Source organism: Pseudomonas sp. LBUM1646 (genome assembly GCF_059716165.1).
This window is the reverse complement of the sequence record NZ_CP166810.1, coordinates 5,320,109-5,338,755: the sequence shown is the minus strand read 5'-3', so window position 1 is coordinate 5,338,755 and position 18,647 is coordinate 5,320,109. Positions and strand designations below refer to the sequence as shown.

General features: G+C 60.6%; 13 protein-coding genes and 2 pseudogenes. 2 read left to right on the top strand and 13 right to left on the bottom strand.

Going from position 1 to position 18,647, the window contains the following annotated elements; genetic code table 11:
• Positions 1-111: 111 nt before the first annotated feature.
• The 3 genes from ACA071_RS24330 to arcD (ACA071_RS24320) all read right to left on the bottom strand — a co-directional run bounded on the left by ACA071_RS24330 (position 112) and on the right by arcD (ACA071_RS24320) (position 3,911).
• On the bottom strand, positions 112-1,122 hold the full coding sequence (locus ACA071_RS24330) for an ornithine carbamoyltransferase (RefSeq protein ID WP_497641463.1): 1,011 nt from the start codon (positions 1,120-1,122) through the stop codon (positions 112-114).
• A gap of 69 nt (positions 1,123-1,191) precedes the next feature.
• Positions 1,192-2,448, bottom strand: a complete 1,257-nt coding sequence (arcA, locus tag ACA071_RS24325; protein WP_497641462.1) for an arginine deiminase — start codon at positions 2,446-2,448, stop codon at positions 1,192-1,194.
• 35 nt (positions 2,449-2,483) lie between these two features.
• Positions 2,484-3,911, bottom strand: coding sequence for an arginine-ornithine antiporter (gene arcD, locus ACA071_RS24320; protein WP_497641461.1), 1,428 nt, complete (start codon positions 3,909-3,911; stop codon positions 2,484-2,486).
• 448 nt (positions 3,912-4,359) lie between these two features.
• Here arcD (ACA071_RS24320) and arcD (ACA071_RS24315) point away from each other — a divergent pair, with 448 nt between their 5' ends.
• A complete protein-coding gene (gene arcD / locus ACA071_RS24315) occupies positions 4,360-5,787 on the top strand; it encodes an arginine-ornithine antiporter (RefSeq protein WP_497641460.1) in 1,428 nt (475 codons plus the stop codon).
• On the top strand, positions 5,784-6,647 hold the full coding sequence (locus tag ACA071_RS24310) for a DNA-3-methyladenine glycosylase family protein (RefSeq protein WP_497641459.1): 864 nt from the start codon (positions 5,784-5,786) through the stop codon (positions 6,645-6,647). The genes arcD (ACA071_RS24315) and ACA071_RS24310 overlap by 4 nt, the downstream gene beginning before the upstream one ends.
• Positions 6,648-6,769: 122 nt before the next feature.
• On the opposite strand, the gene ACA071_RS24305 is transcribed toward ACA071_RS24310, so the two are convergent.
• The 10 genes and pseudogenes from ACA071_RS24305 to gap form a co-directional block, all read right to left on the bottom strand.
• Positions 6,770-8,101 (bottom strand): CoA transferase, encoded by a 1,332-nt coding sequence (locus ACA071_RS24305; RefSeq protein WP_497641458.1) that lies wholly within the window; start codon positions 8,099-8,101, stop codon positions 6,770-6,772.
• A gap of 1,112 nt (positions 8,102-9,213) precedes the next feature.
• A pseudogene (locus ACA071_RS24300) lies at positions 9,214-9,738 on the bottom strand (methyl-accepting chemotaxis protein); the annotation flags it as partial.
• Between the two features lie 333 nt (positions 9,739-10,071).
• A pseudogene (locus ACA071_RS24295) lies at positions 10,072-11,079 on the bottom strand (methyl-accepting chemotaxis protein); the annotation flags it as partial.
• A 451-nt stretch (positions 11,080-11,530) separates the two neighbouring features.
• Positions 11,531-11,932, bottom strand: a complete 402-nt coding sequence (locus tag ACA071_RS24290; RefSeq protein ID WP_497641457.1) for a YbaN family protein — start codon at positions 11,930-11,932, stop codon at positions 11,531-11,533.
• A gap of 123 nt (positions 11,933-12,055) precedes the next feature.
• Entirely contained in the window at positions 12,056-12,658 is a 603-nt protein-coding gene (locus ACA071_RS24285; RefSeq protein ID WP_497641456.1) for a biliverdin-producing heme oxygenase, read from the bottom strand.
• A gap of 116 nt (positions 12,659-12,774) precedes the next feature.
• Entirely contained in the window at positions 12,775-15,339 is a 2,565-nt protein-coding gene (locus tag ACA071_RS24280) for a TonB-dependent receptor (RefSeq protein WP_497641455.1), read from the bottom strand.
• A gap of 122 nt (positions 15,340-15,461) precedes the next feature.
• Positions 15,462-16,427: a FecR family protein gene (locus tag ACA071_RS24275; RefSeq protein WP_497641454.1), complete on the bottom strand. Its 966-nt coding sequence runs from the start codon at positions 16,425-16,427 to the stop codon at positions 15,462-15,464.
• An 81-nt stretch (positions 16,428-16,508) separates the two neighbouring features.
• The gene (locus tag ACA071_RS24270) at positions 16,509-17,027 is read right to left on the bottom strand and encodes an RNA polymerase sigma factor (RefSeq protein ID WP_497641453.1); all 519 of its coding nucleotides are present in this window, start codon (positions 17,025-17,027) and stop codon (positions 16,509-16,511) included.
• A 90-nt stretch (positions 17,028-17,117) separates the two neighbouring features.
• The gene (locus ACA071_RS24265) at positions 17,118-17,582 is read right to left on the bottom strand and encodes a methylglyoxal synthase (RefSeq protein WP_497641452.1); all 465 of its coding nucleotides are present in this window, start codon (positions 17,580-17,582) and stop codon (positions 17,118-17,120) included.
• A gap of 17 nt (positions 17,583-17,599) precedes the next feature.
• Entirely contained in the window at positions 17,600-18,601 is a 1,002-nt protein-coding gene (gene gap, locus ACA071_RS24260; RefSeq protein ID WP_054044940.1) for a type I glyceraldehyde-3-phosphate dehydrogenase, read from the bottom strand.
• Between the last annotated feature and the right edge of the window lie 46 nt (positions 18,602-18,647).

The window sequence follows — 18,647 nt, the reverse complement described above, 5'->3', positions numbered from 1 at the left end:
CCCACGGTCCCCGTGGGAATGCCGCCCGGGACGCTCCGCGTCCCATGTGACGCAGAGCGTCACCGGATGCATTCCCACGCAGAGCGTGGGAACGATCACTGCGATTGACTGTTAGATATCCGCCAACGCCGACACCAATATCGCCTTGATGGTGTGCATACGGTTTTCCGCTTGCTCGAAGGCGATGTTGGCTGGCGATTCGAAGACCTCTTCAGTCACCTCAACGCCATTGGCCAGGTGCGGATAGCGCGCGGCGATGTCTTTGCCGACCTTGGTTTCGCTGTTGTGGAACGCCGGCAGGCAGTGCATGAACTTCACCCGCGGGTTGCCCGAGGCTTTCATCATCTTGGTGTTGACCTGGTACGGCAGCAGTTGCTCGATGCGCTCGTCCCACGCTTCTACCGGCTCACCCATCGACACCCAGATATCGGTGTGGATGAAGTCCACGCCTTTGACGGCTTCTTTCGGGTCTTCGGTGATGGTGATGCGCGCGCCGCTTTCTTCGCCAAAGGCTTTGCATTGAGCAATGAAGTCCGCGTGTGGCCACAGCGCTTTCGGTGCGGCGATGCGCACGTCCATGCCCAGTTTCGCGCCGATCATCAGCAGCGAGTTGCCCATGTTGTAGCGCGCATCGCCGAGGTAGGCGTAGCTGATTTCATGTATCGGCTTGTCGCTGTGTTCACGCATGGTCAGCACGTCGGCGATCATTTGCGTCGGGTGGAATTCAGCGGTCAAACCGTTGAACACCGGCACGCCGGCAAACTTGGCCAGCTCTTCGACGATGTCCTGTTCGAAGCCACGGTATTCGATGGCGTCGAACATCCGGCCCAGTACGCGGGCGGTGTCTTTCATGCTTTCTTTGTGGCCGATCTGCGATGACACCGGGTCGATGTAGGTGACGTGAGCACCTTGGTCGTGGGCCGCGACTTCGAAGGCGCAACGGGTGCGGGTCGAGGTTTTTTCGAAGATCAGCGCGATGTTCTTGCCTTGCAGGTGTGGACGCTCGGTGCCGGTGTACTTGGCGCGTTTGAGGTCCCGGGACAGGTCGATCAGGTAGTTGAGCTCACGAGTGGTGTGGTGCATCAAGCTCAGCAAGCTGCGGTTGCGCATGTTAAAAGCCATTTTGGATCTCCTTGGGTTTCGGTTATCCGCCGACTTCGCGCTTTATGAGCGCGAAGCAGGGCACAAAAATTAATAGTCGATAGGGTCGCGAATGATCGGGCAGGTCATGCAGTGGCCGCCGCCACGCCCGCGACCGAGTTCGCCGGCACTGATGGTGATGACTTCCACGCCAGCCTTGCGCAGCAAGGTGTTGGTGTAGGTGTTGCGGTCGTAGCCGATGACCACGCCCGGTTCCAGGGCCACCACGTTGTTGCCGTCATCCCATTGCTCGCGCTCGGCGGCGAAGCTGTTGCCGCCGGTTTCCACCACGCGCAACGTCTTGAGATTGAGGGCGGCGGCCACGGTGTCGAGGAAGTTGGTTTCTTCGCGGCGGATGTCGATGCCGCCCGGTTTGCTGTCGTCAGGGCGCAGGGTGAAGGCGACGATCTGGTTGACCACTTCCGGGAAAATCGTCACCAGGTCGCGGTCGCAGAAGCTGAACACGGTGTCCAAGTGCATCGCCGCGCGGGACTTCGGCAGACCGGCAACGATCACTCGCTCCACGGCGTTGTGCTTGAACAGGTTCAGCGCCAGTTGGCCGATGGCCTGGCGGGACGAGCGTTCGCCCATGCCGATCAAGACCACGCCGTTGCCGAGCGGCATCACGTCGCCGCCCTCAAGCGTGGCGTTGCCGTGTTCCTGATCCGGGTCTCCATACCAGACCTGGAAGTCGGCGTTGGTGAACTCGGGGTGGAATTTGTAGATGGCGCTGGCCAGCAGGGTTTCCTGACGGCGCGCCGGCCAGTACATCGGGTTCAGGGTCACGCCACCGAAGATCCAGCAGGTGGTGTCGCGGGTGAACTGGGTGTTGGGCAGCGGCGGCAGAATGAAGCTGGAGTGGCCGAGGAAGTCGCGGAACATCTCGATGGTCTTGCCGCCGAAACTGTTCGGCAGGTCATCGGCCGACACGCCGCCAATCAGGAACTCGGCGATCTTGCGCGGCTCAAGGCTGCGCAGCCACGAGCTGACTTCATTGACCAGACCCAGGCCCACCGAATTGGCGGTGATCTTGCGTTCCAGAATCCAGTCCAGCGCTTCCGGGATCGCGACGATGTCGGTCAGCAGGTTGTGCATTTCCAGCACGTCGACGTTGCGTTCGCGCATCTTGGTGACGAAATCGAAATGGTCACGCTTGGCCTGGGCGACCCACAGCACGTCGTCGAACAGCAGTTCGTCGCAGTTGTTCGGGGTCAGCCGCTGGTGGGCCAGGCCGGGGGAGCAAACCAAGACTTTGCGCAGTTTGCCGGCTTCGGAATGTACGCCGTACTTCACTTTTTCCGTGGTCATTACAGTGATCCTCCAGATAACAAATCAATCAGGTCTTACAGAGTCAGGAAGCCGTCATACAGCCCGTAGGCCGCCACCAGGGCGCCGACGACAACGGCGGCGAAAATCAGCTTCTCGACGTTGGTGAAAACCGGTTTGCCCACTTCGATCTTGGCCTTGGCGAACAGGATCGCGCCGGGGGCGTAGAGCAAGGCAGACAGCAGCAGGTATTTGATGCCGCCGGCATACAGCAGCCAGACCGCGTAGATCACTGCAATGCCGCCGATGATCAGGTCTTTCTTGCGTTCGGCCAGGGCGTTTTCATAACTCTCACCGCGAACCGCCAGCAGCAGCGCATAGGCCGCCGACCACAGGTATGGCACCAGAATCATCGAGGTCGCGAGGTAGATCAGTGACAGGTAAGTGCTGGCCGAAAACAGCGTGATGATCAGGAACACTTGAACCATGGCGTTGGTCAGCCACAGCGCATTGACCGGCACATGATTGGCGTTTTCCTTGCGCAGGAACGCCGGCATGGTGTGGTCCTTGGCGGCGGCGAACATGATCTCCGCACACAACAGCACCCACGACAGCAACGCACCGAGCAACGAGATGATCAGGCCGACGCTGATCAGCACCGCGCCCCAATGACCGACTACATGTTCCAGCACGGCCGCCATCGACGGGTTCTGCAACTTGGCCAGTTCCGGTTGGGTCATGATCCCCAGCGACAACACGTTCACCAGCACCAGGAACAGCAGCACGGTGATGAAACCGATCACGGTGGCTTTACCGACGTCGCTGCGTTTTTCCGCACGGGCCGAGAAGATGCTCGCGCCTTCGATGCCGATGAATACCCAGACGGTGACCAGCATCATGTTGCGCACCTGGTTCATCACACTGCCCAGGGTGGTGTTTTGTGTGCCCCAGATATCGGCGGTGAAGATGTCCAGTTTGAAGGCAAAGACCGCGATCAACACAAACAGCAGCAGCGGCACGACCTTGGCGACGGTGGTCACCAGGTTGATGAACGCCGCTTCCTTGATTCCACGCAATACCAGGAAGTGAACAGCCCAGAGCAGCCCCGACGCGCCGATCACTGCGGCAACGGTGTTGCCTTCGCCGAAGACCGGGAAGAAATAACCGAGGGTACTGAACAGCAACACGAAGTAGCCGACGTTGCCCAGCCAGGCGCTGATCCAGTAACCCCAGGCCGACGAGAAACCCATGTAGTCGCCAAAACCGGCCTTGGCGTAGGCGTAGACACCGCCGTCCAGATCCGGCTTGCGATTGGCCAGGGTCTGGAACACGAACGCGAGGGTCAGCATGCCGACCGCGGTAATGGCCCAACCGATCAACACGGCGCCGACGTCAGCACTGGCGGCCATGTTTTGCGGCAAGGAAAAGATCCCGCCACCAATCATTGAGCCAACGACCAATGCAACGAGCGCACCGAGTTTCAGTTTTCCGGGGGATTCAGACATTGCATGACTCCAATGCAGGAGAAGAGAGACAACAGATTAAATCTGTTAACTGTTCAATCAGCTGACATAGATCAGTGCATAGGCACATTCCATTGTTAATGAAAGACTTATGAACTTTTCGAGAGCATAACTGTATTGCTGGGAAAGCCCGGTTCAGAGGCCTCCGGCAGGTCGAGCAGGAATAACGCGTATCGCGTTGAGTTTTTGAAGCTAGTTCGTTTTGACGAATAAGCAACTTTTTGACGTCTGTTTTCAGTACAGAATTGATTTATTAGGATCAACGCACAAAACTGCGATATGCCAAATGCCATAGATTGATCGGCTATCAATAAAACACGTAAATAGGCGTTAATTAATTAACGTTATTGCGCTTTATCTATTTAGTTAGATTCAATTGTGTGACGGTTTCTGTGGCCACAGGTTCAGTTCAATAAAAAGGAAATCAGGAATGTCGCAACCGACGCAAAAGCTGCGCCTGAGTGCGTTGATCGCCTTGGTGGTAGGGTCGATGATTGGCGGCGGAATTTTCTCCCTGCCGCAGAACATGGCGGCCCGGGCCGATGCCGGGGCGGTGCTGATTGGTTGGGCCATTACCGCCGTGGGCATGCTGACCCTGGCGTTCGTGTTCCAGACCCTGGCCAATCGCAAGCCGGAACTGGATTCCGGGGTGTACGCCTACGCCAAGGCCGGGTTCGGTGACTACATGGGGTTTTCGTCGGCGTGGGGTTACTGGATCAGCGCGTGGATGGGCAGCGTCGGTTATTTCGTCCTGTTGTTCAGCACACTCGGCTATTTTTTCCCGATCTTTGGCCAGGGCAACACACCGATCGCCATTGGCTGCGCCTCGGTGTTGCTGTGGTCGGTGCACTTCCTGGTATTGCGCGGAATCAAGGAAGCGGCGTTCATCAATCAACTGACTGCCGTGGCCAAGATCGTGCCGCTGATCATGTTCATCGTGATCGCCGCCGTGGCGTTCAAGGCTGAGATTTTTACCCGGGACATCTGGGGGCAGAGCAACCCGAGCTTCGGCGGGGTAATGGATCAGGTGCGCAACATGATGCTGGTGACGGTGTTCGTGTTTATCGGCATCGAAGGCGCCAGCGTTTACTCGGCCCGGGCTGAAAAGCGTTCGGATGTTGGACGGGCGACGGTCATCGGTTTTCTCGGGGTGCTGGCGCTGCTAGTACTGGTGAATGTGTTGTCGCTCGGGATCATGAGCCAGCCGGAACTGGCCGCGTTGCAGAACCCGTCGCTGGCGGCGGTGCTGGAACATATCGTCGGCCCTTGGGGCGCGCTGCTGATCAGCATCGGCCTGGCGGTTTCGCTGCTCGGGGCGTTGTTGTCGTGGGCGTTGCTCTGCGCCGAAATCCTGTTCGTCACGGCGAAAGACAAAACCATGCCGGCGTTCCTGACCCGGGAAAACGCCAATCATGTGCCGGTCAATGCGCTGTGGCTGACCAATTCAATGATCCAGATTTTCCTGTTGATCACGTTGATCTCCGCCGGGACTTACACCAGCCTGATCTACCTTGCATCGTCGATGATTCTGGTGCCGTATTTGTGGTCAGCAGCCTACGCAGTGCTGTTGAGCGGGCGCGGTGAAACCTACGAACACGCCTCGGCCGAACGCACCAAAGACTTGTTGATCGGCGGCATCGCCCTGAGTTATGCGGTGTGGCTGTTGTATGCCGGCGGGATGAAGTATTTGCTGCTGTCGGCGCTGCTGTATGCGCCGGGGGTGATTCTGTTTGCCAAGGCCAAACGCGAGCAGGGCGAGCCGTTGTTCACCCATGTCGAGAAGGGGATTTTTACCTGTGTCGTCAGTGGAGCAGGGTTGGCGGCGTACGGCTTGTATAGCGGGTTGCTGTCGTTGTGAAGGTGTTGCTGGCGTATCAGCCTCCGTACGACTGGGCCGCGATGCTGGGTTTTTTGTCGGCGCGGGCAATTGTCGGGATGGAGACGGTGATCGATGGCGTGTATTCGCGCAGCATCGGCTTGAACGGTGTTCAAGGTACGTTTTCGATCAAACCGACCGGCGTTGATGCGTTGGAAGTGACGCTGGATTTTCCTGATCCGGCCGCCGTGCCCGAGATCGAGGCGCGGTTGCGGCGGATGTTTGATCTGGACGCTGACTTGCCTTCGATCCATCGACATCTGGCGGTAGATCCGCTGATGGCGCAGTTGGTTGCCGAGCGCCCAGGGTTGCGAGTGCCGGGGGCGTGGGATGGATTGGAGCTAGCGATTCGTGCGGTGTTGGGGCAGCAGATTACCGTGGGGGCAGCGATCAAACTGGCGGGGAAACTGGTGGCGCAGTATGGCGAGCCGTTGCGTTCTGCGCTGTCGGGCCTGACGCATGTGTTTCCTGAGGCCGGGGTTTTGGCGGCGGCGGATTTGGCGACATTGGGCATGCCGAAAAGTCGTGGGCGGACGCTGTCGGGTGTCGCCCAGGCGTTGCTCGATGATCCGTTGTTGTTTGAGCCGGGTCGGGAGGACGGTGTAGCGCGGTTGTTGGCGTTGCACGGGATTGGCGACTGGACGGCGCAGTACATTGCGTTGCGGCAATTGCGCGAGATGGATGGGTTTCCGTCGGGTGATGTCGGGTTGATGAAGGCGTTGGCGGCGTTGGAAGGTGGGGTTGTGACGGCGCGGGAGTTGTTGCAGCGGGCGGAGGTTTGGCGGCCATTTCGGGGGTATGCGGCGCAGCTTTTGTGGACATCGTTGAGTCGGGTTGATTGAGCAGATGATCGTTCCCACGCTCCTGCGTGGGAATGCATCCCGTGACGCTCTGCGTCACAGAGGACGCGGAGCGTCCTTGGCGGCATTCCCACGCAGAGCGTGGGAACGATCGGTCGATCAGTTCACCACCACTGCGCGCGGTGGGAACCCAATTCAGAGGCCGGAATTGCCCACTGCAACGGCGTTCCCGTGATTTTCAGTGGAACGTGCAGCCGATGCGCCGGCCCCCACGGCGTCTGTTCAATCAACAGGCCTTGATCGTTTTCATCCTCCACCCGCAACGGCTCATCCGTTCCGCGCCCATTCTCAATCAACAACTTCGCCGTCCGCGCCAACGACAACCGCGCCGATCCACCCTGTCCGAGCAATGTGATCGCCGCGGCCGCCATCAAATACCCGGTCGCGTGATCCAGTGCCTGGACCGGCAACGGCGTCGGTTTGTCGGCGTTTTTCCACCGCTGGCCAGCCTCGGCAATCCCGCTGCTCATCTGCACCAGGCTGTCGAACCCTCGGCGGTTCTGCCACGGACCGCTCCAGCCGTAGGCGTTGAGGCAGACGTCGATCAGGCCGGGGGATAACTTCTGGCGCGCAGTCATACCGTAACCCAGTCGCTCCAGTGCATCGGCACGGTAGCCGTGGAGCAGAATATCGGCGTCCTTGAGCAGGCTTTCGAATACCGCGCGATCAGCCTTGTCATGCAGATCCAGGCGCGCGCAGCGTTTACCGAGGGTGACTTCCGGCACGACGCCCGGTTCATTCCAGGTCGGCGGGTCGATGCGCAAGACGTCGGCGCCGAGGCCGGCGAGGAAGCGGCTGGCAACCGGGCCGGCGAGTATGCGGGTCAAATCCAGCACCTTGATTCCGGCCAGTGGTCGAGCCACCGAGCCTTGCCACGGTTTGGCGTTGTGGCTGCTGTTGGCGGTGAACTGAATCAACGGCTCGGCGTTCACTGCAATCCCTTGAGGATGAGCCTGCCATTGCGCCCAGGTGCGCATCTCGGCAGCACAGCCACCGGCTTCCACGACAGCCTGTTCCAGATCAGTCTTGGCCCATTTTGCTACCTGACTCGCCATTGCTGCGCGGTCTGAACAAGCGCCGAGAACACTCTCGGCCGCGATACGGTGATGCGGGGCGTTGGTGTGCAAGCGAATCCAGCCGTCCTTGGTCGCGTAGTCACCGGCGACCGGGTCCCACAGCGGCGGTACGCTCCAGCCCACCGGACGGATCGAGGTGGCGAACCAGAACGAAGCGAGTCGGCTGTCGACTTCAAGGCTGGGCAAACGACCGGTTTGCTGCTGCAGCAACTCGCTGACTGCCTGACCGGCGGCGGCAATGCTGGCGCAGGCCAGGTCGGTGACGGCGAACGCCGAGGGCAGGGCGCCGCTCGACGTGAAGGGGATTTGGGTGTGCGGCAAGCCGAGTGCGGCTTGAATGGGCGTGAGTAAATCAGTCATCGAAGGCCCTCCGGAACGAGAGGCCGATCATAGATCAAAAATCTGCCTCGCCGGATGAATGATCGTTCCCACGCTCCGCGTGGGAATGCCTCAATGGACGCTCTGCGTCCGCTTCTGGGACGCGGAGCGTCCCGGGCTGCATTCCCACGCAGAGCGTGGGAACGATCAAGTGCAGGGCTAAACCCGGAACTGATCCATCAATTTCATCTGGTGCGTGGCCAGGGCGTTGAGCTGGCTGCTGCTGAATGATCGTTCCCACGCTCCGCGTGGGAATGCCTCAATGGACGCTCTGCGTCCGCTTCTGGTACGCGGAGCGTCCCGGGCTGCATTCCCACGCGGAGCGTGGGAACGATCAAGTGCAGGGCTAAACCCGGAACTGATCCATCAATTTCATCTGGTGCGTGGCCAGGGCATTGAGCTGGCTGCTGATGAATGATCGTTCCCACGCTCCGCGTGGGAATGCCTCAATGGACGCTCTGCGTCCGCTTCTGGTACGCGGAGCGTCCCGGGCTGCATTCCCACGCGGAGCGTGGGAACGATCAAGTGCAGGGCTAAACCCGGAACTGATCCATCAATTTCATCTGGTGCGTGGCCAGGGCGTTGAGCTGGCTGCTGCTGAATGATCGTTCCCACGCTCCGCGTGGGAATGCCTCAATGGACGCTCTGCGTCCGCTTCTGGGACGCGGAGCGTCCTGGGCTGCATTCCCACGCAGAGCGTGGGAACGATCAAGTGCAGGGCTAAACCCGGAACTGATCCATCAATTTCATCTGGTGCGTGGCTAGGGCGTTGAGCTGGCTGCTGCTGAATGATCGTTCCCACGCTCCGCGTGGGAATGCCTCAATGGACGCTCTGCGTCCGCTTCTGGGACGCGGAGCGTCCCGGGCTGCATTCCCACGCAGAGCGTGGGAACGATCAAGTGCAGGGCTAAACCCGGAACTGATCCATCAATTTCATCTGGTGCGTGGCCAGGGCATTGAGCTGGCTGCTGATGAATGATCGTTCCCACGCTCCGCGTGGGAATGCCTCAATGGACGCTCTGCGTCCGCTTCTGGTACGCGGAGCGTCCCGGGCTGCATTCCCACGCGGAGCGTGGGAACGATCAAGTGCAGGGCTAAACCCGGAACTGATCCATCAATTTCATCTGGTGCGTGGCCAGGGCGTTGAGCTGGCTGCTGATCTGCGCCGATTCGGTGGCCTGCCCGGTCAGGGTTTCAGTGACGGTGCGGATCGCCGAGACGTTGCGGTTGACCTCTTCGGCCACGGCGCTTTGCTGTTCGGCGGCGCTGGCGATTTGCAGGTTCATGTCGCTGATCACGGTCACCGCGTCGCTGATCTTGCCCAAGGCCTGGACCGCTTGCTGGATCTGCCCGGCGTTGCTGTGGGCCTGGGTCTGGCTCGAATGCATGGTGGCGACTACGCCGCGGGTGGCGGTCTGGATGCGTTCGATGACGATACGGATTTCTTCAACCGAATCCTGGGTCCGTTTGGCCAGGTTGCGCACCTCATCGGCGACCACCGCAAAACCGCGACCGCTTTCACCGGCACGGGCCGCTTCAATCGCGGCGTTGAGTGCCAGCAGGTTGGTCTGTTCGGCGATGCTGCGGATCACTTCGAGAACCGAACCGATCTGTTCGCTGTTGACCGCCAGCGCTTCGACCTCGGTCACGGCTTTGCTGACTTCGTCGGCCAGCAAGTTAATGTCCCGGGTGCTGCGCTCGATGATTTGCATGCCATCACGGGCCGATTGGTCCGCGCCTTTCGCCGCGTTGGCAGCGTTCGATGCGCTGTTGGCGACGTCGTGGGCGGTGGCGCTCATTTCGTTGGAGGCGGTGGCGACCTGGTCGATTTCGCGGAACTGCACCTGCATGCCTTCGCTGGTCTGGCGGGCGATTTCCGAAGACTGGTCGGCGGTGCCACGGGCGTCGGTGATGCTCTGTTTGATCTGGGCGATGGTCGGTTGCAGCTTGTCGAGGAAACGGTTGAACCAGCTCACCAGTTCACCGAGTTCGTCTTTCTTGCTGTAGTGCAGGCGTTGGGTCAGGTCGCCGTCGCCGCTGGCAATCGCCTTGAGCATTTCAGCCACGCTGTTGATTGGCCGGGTGACGCCGGAGGCAGTGAGCCAGATCAGCAACAGACCGACCAGACCGGCCGCAATCGCCACCAGCAACGCTTTGATAGTGCCGCTTTGCTGCGCGTCATCGACCACCGCTTGCAGCTTCACTGAATCGGCCAGCAACACTTGTTTCGGCAGATCGATCACCACGCCCCAGGCCTTGGAGTCGGGGATCGGGCTGACCGGGTACACCGCGCGGATCAGGTCGCCTTGTTCAAGAATCTTCGGCGTGCCGCTGCCGAGCAGCTGCAGGACTTCCTTGCCGTCGGCGCCGAGGGTTTCGCCGATGCTTTTACCGACTTTGCCGGCGTCGACGCTGTAACCGGCGAGCACACCGCTGCCGGAGACGATCAGCATATGGCCGGCGCTATTGAACAGGTCACGTTGGGAATCCACCGCTGCCGCTTGCAATGCGTCGAGGGCGATGTCCACGCCGACCACGCCGATGGCCTTGCCGTCCACCAGCAGCGGCACGGAAATGGTGGTCATCAGCATTTCCTTGCCACCGACAGTGTCGGCATATGGGTCCAGCAAGCAAGTGCGCTTGTTGTCGCGAGGGCAGGTGTACCAGCTGTTGTACGGCGTGCCGCTGAGGCTCAGGGTGGTTTTGGTCATGTCGTCTTCGACCATGATCGTGTTGAGCCCGGCCCCGCCAGCGCGGCTCCAGTAACTGGCGAAGCGCCCGGCTTCGTTGGACTGGCGGGCCGCGTCGTTGGCGAATTCGCTGTCCTTGCCGTCCAAGCCGTTGGGTTCGAACGCCAGCCAGATCCCCAGCACTTTGCTGTTGCGCTCGAAAGCGGTTTTCAGGCTCTGGTTCAACTCTTCGCGCAGGGCACCAGCGTCCAGCGAACGCTTGGCGGCCATGGTGCGCATGTCCTTGATCTGATCGGCCAGGGCCGTCACCACCAGCAGGTTTTCGCCGAAGGTCTTCTGCACCCGCACGGCTTGCTCGGCGGCCTTGGCCTGCAGCAGGTTCTGCACACTGGCGGTGAGCATTTTGCTGCTGGAAGCGTTGACCAGTTCGTCATTCTGATTGGTCTGGTAGATGTTCATGCCGACGATCAAGGCGACGACGCCGAGCAGGCACAGGCCAGACAGGAGGACGATTTTCAGGCGGATGGACAGAGAGTCGAACATAGGGCGAACTCGCGAATGGATGAGGTGTTGGCCAAGAGACGGGAGTGCTCCCGCTCGCCAAATCCATTCAGCGCCATTTAATGCACATCGGCGTGGTGAGGGCTTGCATGAATGACCAGCCGACGAGCGGTAGCAGTTGACCGTTTGCGCAGGGAAATACCCTGAAAAGGTCTGGAATTCAGGAGATTTGCGGCACCGATTCCGGCCGCGACCAAATCCACAGATTGCCCAGGCTCATCCCCGCTATCGCCAGGTAAATCGGCCAGCCATGCTCCAGGGTCACCAGCATCAATCCCGCGCACAGCACCATGCTGACGGTGGCGCTGACCTTGGCCCGGCGGGCGATGATTTTGCCGTTGCGCCAGTTGCACAGGATCGGCCCGAACAGCCGGTGGTTTTCCAGCCAGGCACTCAGGCGCGGCGAACTCTTGGTCGCGGCCCAGGCGGCGAGCAGGATGAACTCGGTGGTTGGCAGGCCCGGCACGACAATCGCGATCAGGCCGATGCCCAGGCTGACGTAGGCCAGTAGGCCGAACAGGAGGCGGGCGAGTTTGGAGGAGGCGAGGTGTTTGCGGATCATAAGGTCGACATTTATACCCTGTAGAAGCGAGGCTTGCCCGCGAGGGCGGAGTGTCAGTCGATATCAATAGTGCCTGACACTCAGCTTTCGCGGGCAAGCCTCGCTCCTACAAAGGTTGTGTTGTTAAGCGAGTTCCGGGGTGTAGGCCTGTTCCAGCAACACGGTGAAGCGGTTGAACGCATCGACCGCCGCTTGCTCGATTTCCGCTTCTTCCTGCGCGCTGAATTCCAGCGAATCAAGGGTTTTGACGAAGCTTTTCCAGCCTTCCGCGCGACCACCGGCCGGCTCGCCGAGGTGACGGGCACCGAAGGTTTCGCTCAAGCCCAGGCCCACGGCACGCTTGATCAGAAACGCCGCGCCGAGCTTCGAACCCTCGGAGACGAACAACCAACCCAGAGCCGCAGCCTTGCTTGGGTTTTTCACCGCGCCGGCCACTGGAGCCGGAACTTCAGTGTCCAGATCCGCCAGGTCAGCCTTGGCCGCGTCAGCTCGGCAGCGCGCCGGCAGGTCCGGGACGATCGCGGTCAGCTCGGCGTCGTTGTACAGCGACACCAGTTCCGACTGGAACAGATACTGCGCGACCACGAAACGGGCGAAATTGGCCTGGGTTTCGAACGGCGCGTGGGCTTTGACCAGCGCATCCAGCTTGGTGTGCGGCTCGTTGGTGATCTGGTTCAAGCGTTGCGAACGCAGGGCTGGGCGTTGAGCAGTGTCCGGGGAGGTCATGAGAAGTCCTTGAGAAAAAAGAGGCGCTTGGTAACGAGACGAACAAGAAGACGCCTGAGCGTAAAAAAACCTCACGGCAACGCATTAACAAATGTGTCGCCGTGAGGTGTTCAGGGTCAGATGTCCCAGACCAGGTTGATCGCGAAGTTGCGACCCGGCTGGGTCAGGCGATCGAGGTTGGCCGGTTGCGTGACCGAGGCTTCGCCGACGCTGTCGTAGCCGCGCACGTCATCCCACTGCCAGTACTTCTTGTCGGTCAGGTTGTAGAGGCCGGCGTTGACGGTCACGTCGTCGGTGACTTTGTAGAAACCGGCCAGGTCGAGCACGCCATAACCCGGGGTCTTGAATTGGGTGCTGGTGCCGTCCGGGGTCTTGAAGCTGGTGCTGTCGACGCGGTCCTTGCGCTTGACCAGGGTCCAGCTCAACAGGGCGCCGTAGCTGTCCTGGTCATAACCGAGGCCGAACACGCCGGTCAGCGGGTTGATGCTGTTCAGCGGCTGGCCACTGTCATCGTTACGGCCATACAAGTACGACGCCGAGCCTTGGGTGTAGAGGCCGGTTGGCGCACCGAAGGTGTCGAGGTTCAGGCGACCCTTGAGCTCCACGCCCTTGATGGTGGCGTGCTTGATGTTGTTGCTCTGGAATGTGGTCTCGGTGTAGCCCGGAGTGATCGCATTCTCGTCGATGAAGTCGCGGTATTTGTTGTAGAACACCGCTACGTCGAAGCTGCCCGCCTCGAATTGGCCGCGCAGGCCGGTTTCATAGCTCTTGCTCTTTTCCGGTTCCAGGTCGGGATTCGGCGCGACCTGATAACCGCCTGCGAGGTTTTCGAAGCGACCATAGAGAGCCTTGGCGGTCGGCGTGCGGAAGCCTTCGGCGTACTGGCCGTACCAGGTGTAGTTATCGTTGAAGCTGTACGTGGTGCCGAACTTCGGCGACAGGCGATGCCAGGTCTTGGTCTTGTCGCTCACCACGCCGTTGCCGCTCTGGTCGGCAGTCGCGAGGAACTCGTCGGTGATGTGCGGCTTGAGCTGGGTATAGTCGTAGCGCGCGCCCGGCAGGAAGGTCCAGTTGCCCCAACTGATCTGATCCTGGGCGAACAGGCTGTAACTGTTGATGGTCGGGTCCGGGAAGTCACTCGCGGGTTTCAGCGTGTCGGTGGCGCTCGGTGCGCCAATGAAGCGGCAGGCGCCGGCGACGGTCAGGCACGTGCCGGTGCCGGTACGCAGGCCGGTAACTTTGTCCTGCTTGATGGTGGTGCCGTAGGTGATGGTGTGATCGGTGTCGGCAATGGCGAAGGATTTGTCAGCCTGGGCATCGAACACCCATTGGCGATCCTTGTAATTGGTGTTGCGCTCGCGCAGCACGGTGCGCGACGGCGCGTAGATTTCTTCGGTGCTCTGGTCGGTCTTGGCGATCTGGTAGTTCAGCGACCACTTGATGTTGTCGGCCAGCGCGCTGTCCAGGCCGAAACTGTGCTCAATGCCAAAACGTTCGCGGCTGACCGTGTCGTTGCCGGTGCGGGATTTGTAGAAACCAAAACCGCGTCCAGCGTTGAACGGGCCACCGACCGCGCTTAGTTGATTAGTGTCGCGGTCGTCTTTGTACTTCTCATAGGTCAGGCCCAGGCGCGCGTCGTCGGCGTAGTTCCAGCCCAGCTTGGCCAGCACGTTGGTGGTGCGCACGTCTTCGGGGTTGGCCTCGGTGCGGTTCAGGCCGGTGCCGCCGGTTTCGCCGTAGGATTCGGTTTCATGGCCATTGCGCTGGCTCAGGTGCAGCAAGCCGTCGAAGTCGCCGGTGCGACCGGCCACGGTGCCGGAAGTCAGCCAGCTGTCATCGGCTGAGCTGTAACCGGTCTTCAGGCGCGCGCCGACGTCTTTGCCGGGCTTGATGATGTCGTCCGGATCGAGGGTGTAATAGCTGACGGCGCCGCCGATGGCGTTACTGCCGTAGAGCACCGAGGCCGGGCCACGGAGGATTTCGACGCGTTTGACGATCTCCGGGTCGACGTAATTACGGTTGGTCTGGGCGTAAGGGCCGTTGAAGAAGCTGTCCGGCACTTGCACGCCATCGACCTGAGTCAGCACACGGTCGCCGTCGATGCCACGGATGTTGTAGCCGGTGAGCCCGGCGCGTTGGCCGGCGCCGCCCACCGAAACACCCGGTTCGTAGCGCACCAGATCCTTGATGGTGTTGACGTTGTTGCGGTCCAGTTCTTCGCGGGTCTGCACGGTGACGGTGGCCGGCACGCTGTCGATGCTCTGTTCCTGACGGGTGGCGCTGATGGTCACCTGTTGCAGGTTCAGGGCGCCGCTGCTGCTGCGTTTTTCCAGCACAATGTTGTTGTTGCCCAGTTTGCGATAGCCGAGGTTGGTCCCCACCAACAGGCGATCCAGGGCTTTCTCCGGCGGCAAGGACCCACGCACACCCGGCGAGGCGACGCCTTGCGCCAGTTCGGCCGGCAAGCCGACCTGCCAACCCGTCACGGCGGTAAAGGCATTCAGCGCCGACACCAGCGACTGCTGTGGAATGGCGAACGAATAATCGCCCATGTTGCGGCTTGGCTGCTCGGCGGCGGTAGCGGCCATGAGCGGCGCAGCGCCGGCCATCAGGATGGCGGCGGTCAGCAGCGACAACACGCGGGAAGGTGAAGAGGACTGGCGGGTATGGCGAGAGGACATCGATAGCGCTCCGTGTCGCACGAATCTTTATAGGTGCAGATTGGCATCGATAGATGCGAATCAATTGCATTGGCTATAACGAGACGAACGAGCTTCAGCTATCGAGTAAAAATAATTCTCATTTAGTTCAAGATCACCAGCGCGGGGAATTCCTGCAGGTGCGCCGAGGTGATGTGGGCGAGAGAGCGGACTACGTCCAGCGGCTGATCGAGGCGGTAATTGCCGGTGACGGCGACGTCGGCCAATTGCTCGTTGTTGTTGATGATCCAGCCCGGGTAGTAGCGCCGCAGCTCCGCCAGCACCTGGCTCATCGGGCAGTTCTCGAACACCAGGCGACCCTGGACCCACGCCAGGTCGGTGGCGGCATCGAGCTTGGCCGGACGGTCGAAACCGTTGGGGCCGATGCGGATGCTTTCGCCGGCCGACAGCCGCACTCGCGCATCGTCACGGGTGGCGCGCAAATCGACATCGCCACGCTGCACCCGAACCTGCGCCACGCCGTCGAGGTAACGCACGGCAAACGCGGTATCGCGCACACTGGCCTTGACCGGCCCGGCATCGATTTCCAGCGCCTGGCCACGGTTGTCCTGCACCTCGAAAAACGCCTCGCCCTGATACAAGCGGGCCACGCGCTGCTGATCGTTGATGGTGCTGGAAAACGCCGAGTTGGTATTGAGCAGGACTTTCGAGCCGTCCTCCAGTTGCAGGCGCTGGCGTTCACCGACCACGGTCAGGTGATCGGCCTGCAAGCGCATTGGCAGATTGCTGAAACTGAACAAACCGAGAATTAGCACTGCTGCCGTAGCCAAAGGTTTCCAGTGCGGACGCAGGCGCGACAACACGGTGACTTTCGCAGGCTTGGCGGCGAGGCTTTGCGCGCATTGGATGACCAGCGGGCCGTCCCAGATCGCCTGGGCTTTGGCGAACGCTTCGGCATGCAACGGGTCGGCGGCGAGCCAGTCGTGGAATTGTCGGGTTTGTTCTTCGCTCGGACTGCCCAGCACGATCAGCCAGTCCAACGCCTGGTCCATCACGCTGGCGGGGTCTCGCGCCGGGGAGGGCGCAGAGGAGCGGTGGGTGTCCGTCACGGTGTTTCCTCGGCTGTGTCTGTGCACGGCTGGTTTTTAGTGGAGCTTGAAAGTGAGCAAGGGTAGCAAAGCCGTGTGTGCTCAGTCGCCGTTTAACCGTTCCGCGACACCGATGCAGATCGCCATGATCAGCTTCAGTTCCTTCTGCACCGTGCTCAACGACACGCCGAGCTTCTCGGAAATCTCCAGATAACTATGCCCATGCAGGCGACTGAGGATAAAGATCTGCTGCTGACGGTTGCTGAGTTCACTGAGGCTCACGTTCAAACGCTCCAGCAATTGTTCGGCATGGGCGGCGTCCTCAGCGCTGCTGGCGGGGGCGGCGATGCTTTCCACCACGTCCAGCGGGACGTCATCGAGCAGGGTCCGCGACTGAATGCGCCGCGCACGCAAATGGTCCCGCGCCAGGTTGCGGGCAGTCTGGAAGACGAAGGGTTCGAGGTGATCGATGGCCCGCTCACTGAGCGCCCGGGTCACGCGCAGGTAGGTTTCCTGCAGCAGGTCTTCGGCGGTGCTGTGATTGTTGACCATCCGCTCCAGCGTGCGCAGCAGGGAAACCCGCTGGGCGATGAAGACGTAATTGAAGCGCGATTGACTCACGGGAGGACCTGATCCATTTCGAGCGAATGATAATGCTTATCATCCGCCCGAGTGGTCAAGTGCTGATTTGTGAAGCTGATTTGCGAAGAGCTAGGCGCGGCCCAGCAGATAGGTCGCGTAATCCGGGATCCGGTGTTCGTGCGCCTGCGCCATCATCGGGCTGCTGAGCAGGTAATCGGCGCTGCATTCGTTGCAGGCCACCGGGATGTTCCAGACCGCCGCGACCCGCAGCAACGCCTTGATGTCCGGGTCGTGGGGCTGCGGTTCGAACGGGTCCCAGAAGAACACCAGCAGGTCGACCCGTTGCTCGGCGATACGCGCACCGAGTTGCTGGTCGCCGCCCAATGGGCCACTGATCATGCTTTCCACCGGCAGGTCGAGGCGTTGTTGCAACAACAACCCGGTGGTGCCGGTGGCGACCAATTCATGTTGCGCCAGCTTGTCTTTGTGCCGCTCGGCCCAGTCCAGCAAAAACACTTTGCAATGGTCATGGGCGACCAGGGCGATACGCTTGCGCGCCGCCATGGTCTTTTGCGTAAAGCTGATACCGATCATCGGTGTTGCTCCACGGTTTATTCAGCGTTACACAGTGCCAGGCAGTTATCGAGCATACGGTTGGAGAAGCCCCATTCGTTGTCGTACCAGGCCAACACCTTGAGCAGCTTGCCGCTGGACTTGGTGTGGTTGGCGTCGAAGATCGACGACAGCGGGTTATGGTTGAAGTCGCTGGAGACCAGCGGCAGGGTGTTGTAGCCAAGAATCTTCGAGTGCTGAGCCGCTTCTTTGAGCAGCGCATTCACTTCATCGGCCGATGCTTCGCGCTTGAGCTGCACGGTCAGGTCCACCAGCGACACGTTGATCACCGGAACACGCACGGCCATGCCGGTCAGTTTGCCCGCCAGTTCCGGCAGCACCAGGCCGACCGCTTCAGCGGCGCCGGTCTTGCTCGGGATCATGTTCTGCGTGGCCGAACGGGCGCGGTACGGGTCGGTGTGGTAGACGTCGGTCAGGTTCTGGTCGTTGGTGTAGGCGTGGATCGTGGTCATCAGACCGCTTTCGATGCCCAGCTCGCGGTGCAGCACCTGGGCCACCGGGGCCAGGCAGTTGGTGGTGCACGAGGCGTTGGAAATAATCTGGTGCGACTGGCGCAGAATGTCGTGGTTCACGCCATACACCACAGTGGCGTCGGCGCCTTTGGCCGGGGCCGAGATAATCACTTTGCGCGCGCCGGCCGTAATATGCGCGGCGGCTTTGGCACGGTCGGTGAACAGACCAGTGCATTCGAAGACGACGTCGATCTTCTCGGCAGCCCACGGCAGTTCGGCCGGGTTGCGAATCGCGCTGACGGAAATACGGTCGCCGTTAACGGTCAGGCTTTCGTTATCGTGCTGGACATCGGCGTCGAATGTGCCGTGAACGGTGTCGTACTTGAGCAGATGCGCGTTGATCGAGCTGTCACCCAAGTCATTGATGGCGACGATCTGCAAATCCTGGCGGTAGCCTTGGGTATACAGTGCGCGGAGGACATTACGGCCAATACGGCCAAAACCATTGATTGCGATTCGAAGAGTCATTTAACAGGGCCGCCGTCGTTTTGTTGTTGGAATTACAAGATTATTC

Excerpts from the sequence above, each read along its gene's own strand:
- ACA071_RS24305 (WP_497641458.1), bottom strand. The coding sequence starts at position 8,101 with ATGACTGATTTACTCACGCCCATTCAAGCCGCACTCGGCTTGCCGCAC.
- ACA071_RS24290 (WP_497641457.1), bottom strand. The coding sequence starts at position 11,932 with ATGATCCGCAAACACCTCGCCTCCTCCAAACTCGCCCGCCTCCTGTTC.
- ACA071_RS24265 (WP_497641452.1), bottom strand. The coding sequence starts at position 17,582 with ATGATCGGTATCAGCTTTACGCAAAAGACCATGGCGGCGCGCAAGCGT.
- gap (WP_054044940.1), bottom strand. The coding sequence starts at position 18,601 with ATGACTCTTCGAATCGCAATCAATGGTTTTGGCCGTATTGGCCGTAAT.
- arcD (WP_497641460.1), top strand. The coding sequence starts at position 4,360 with ATGTCGCAACCGACGCAAAAGCTGCGCCTGAGTGCGTTGATCGCCTTG.
- ACA071_RS24285 (WP_497641456.1), bottom strand. The coding sequence starts at position 12,658 with ATGACCTCCCCGGACACTGCTCAACGCCCAGCCCTGCGTTCGCAACGC.
- ACA071_RS24330 (WP_497641463.1), bottom strand. The coding sequence starts at position 1,122 with ATGGCTTTTAACATGCGCAACCGCAGCTTGCTGAGCTTGATGCACCAC.
- arcA (WP_497641462.1), bottom strand. The coding sequence starts at position 2,448 with ATGACCACGGAAAAAGTGAAGTACGGCGTACATTCCGAAGCCGGCAAA.
- arcD (WP_497641461.1), bottom strand. The coding sequence starts at position 3,911 with ATGTCTGAATCCCCCGGAAAACTGAAACTCGGTGCGCTCGTTGCATTG.
- ACA071_RS24280 (WP_497641455.1), bottom strand. The coding sequence starts at position 15,339 with ATGTCCTCTCGCCATACCCGCCAGTCCTCTTCACCTTCCCGCGTGTTG.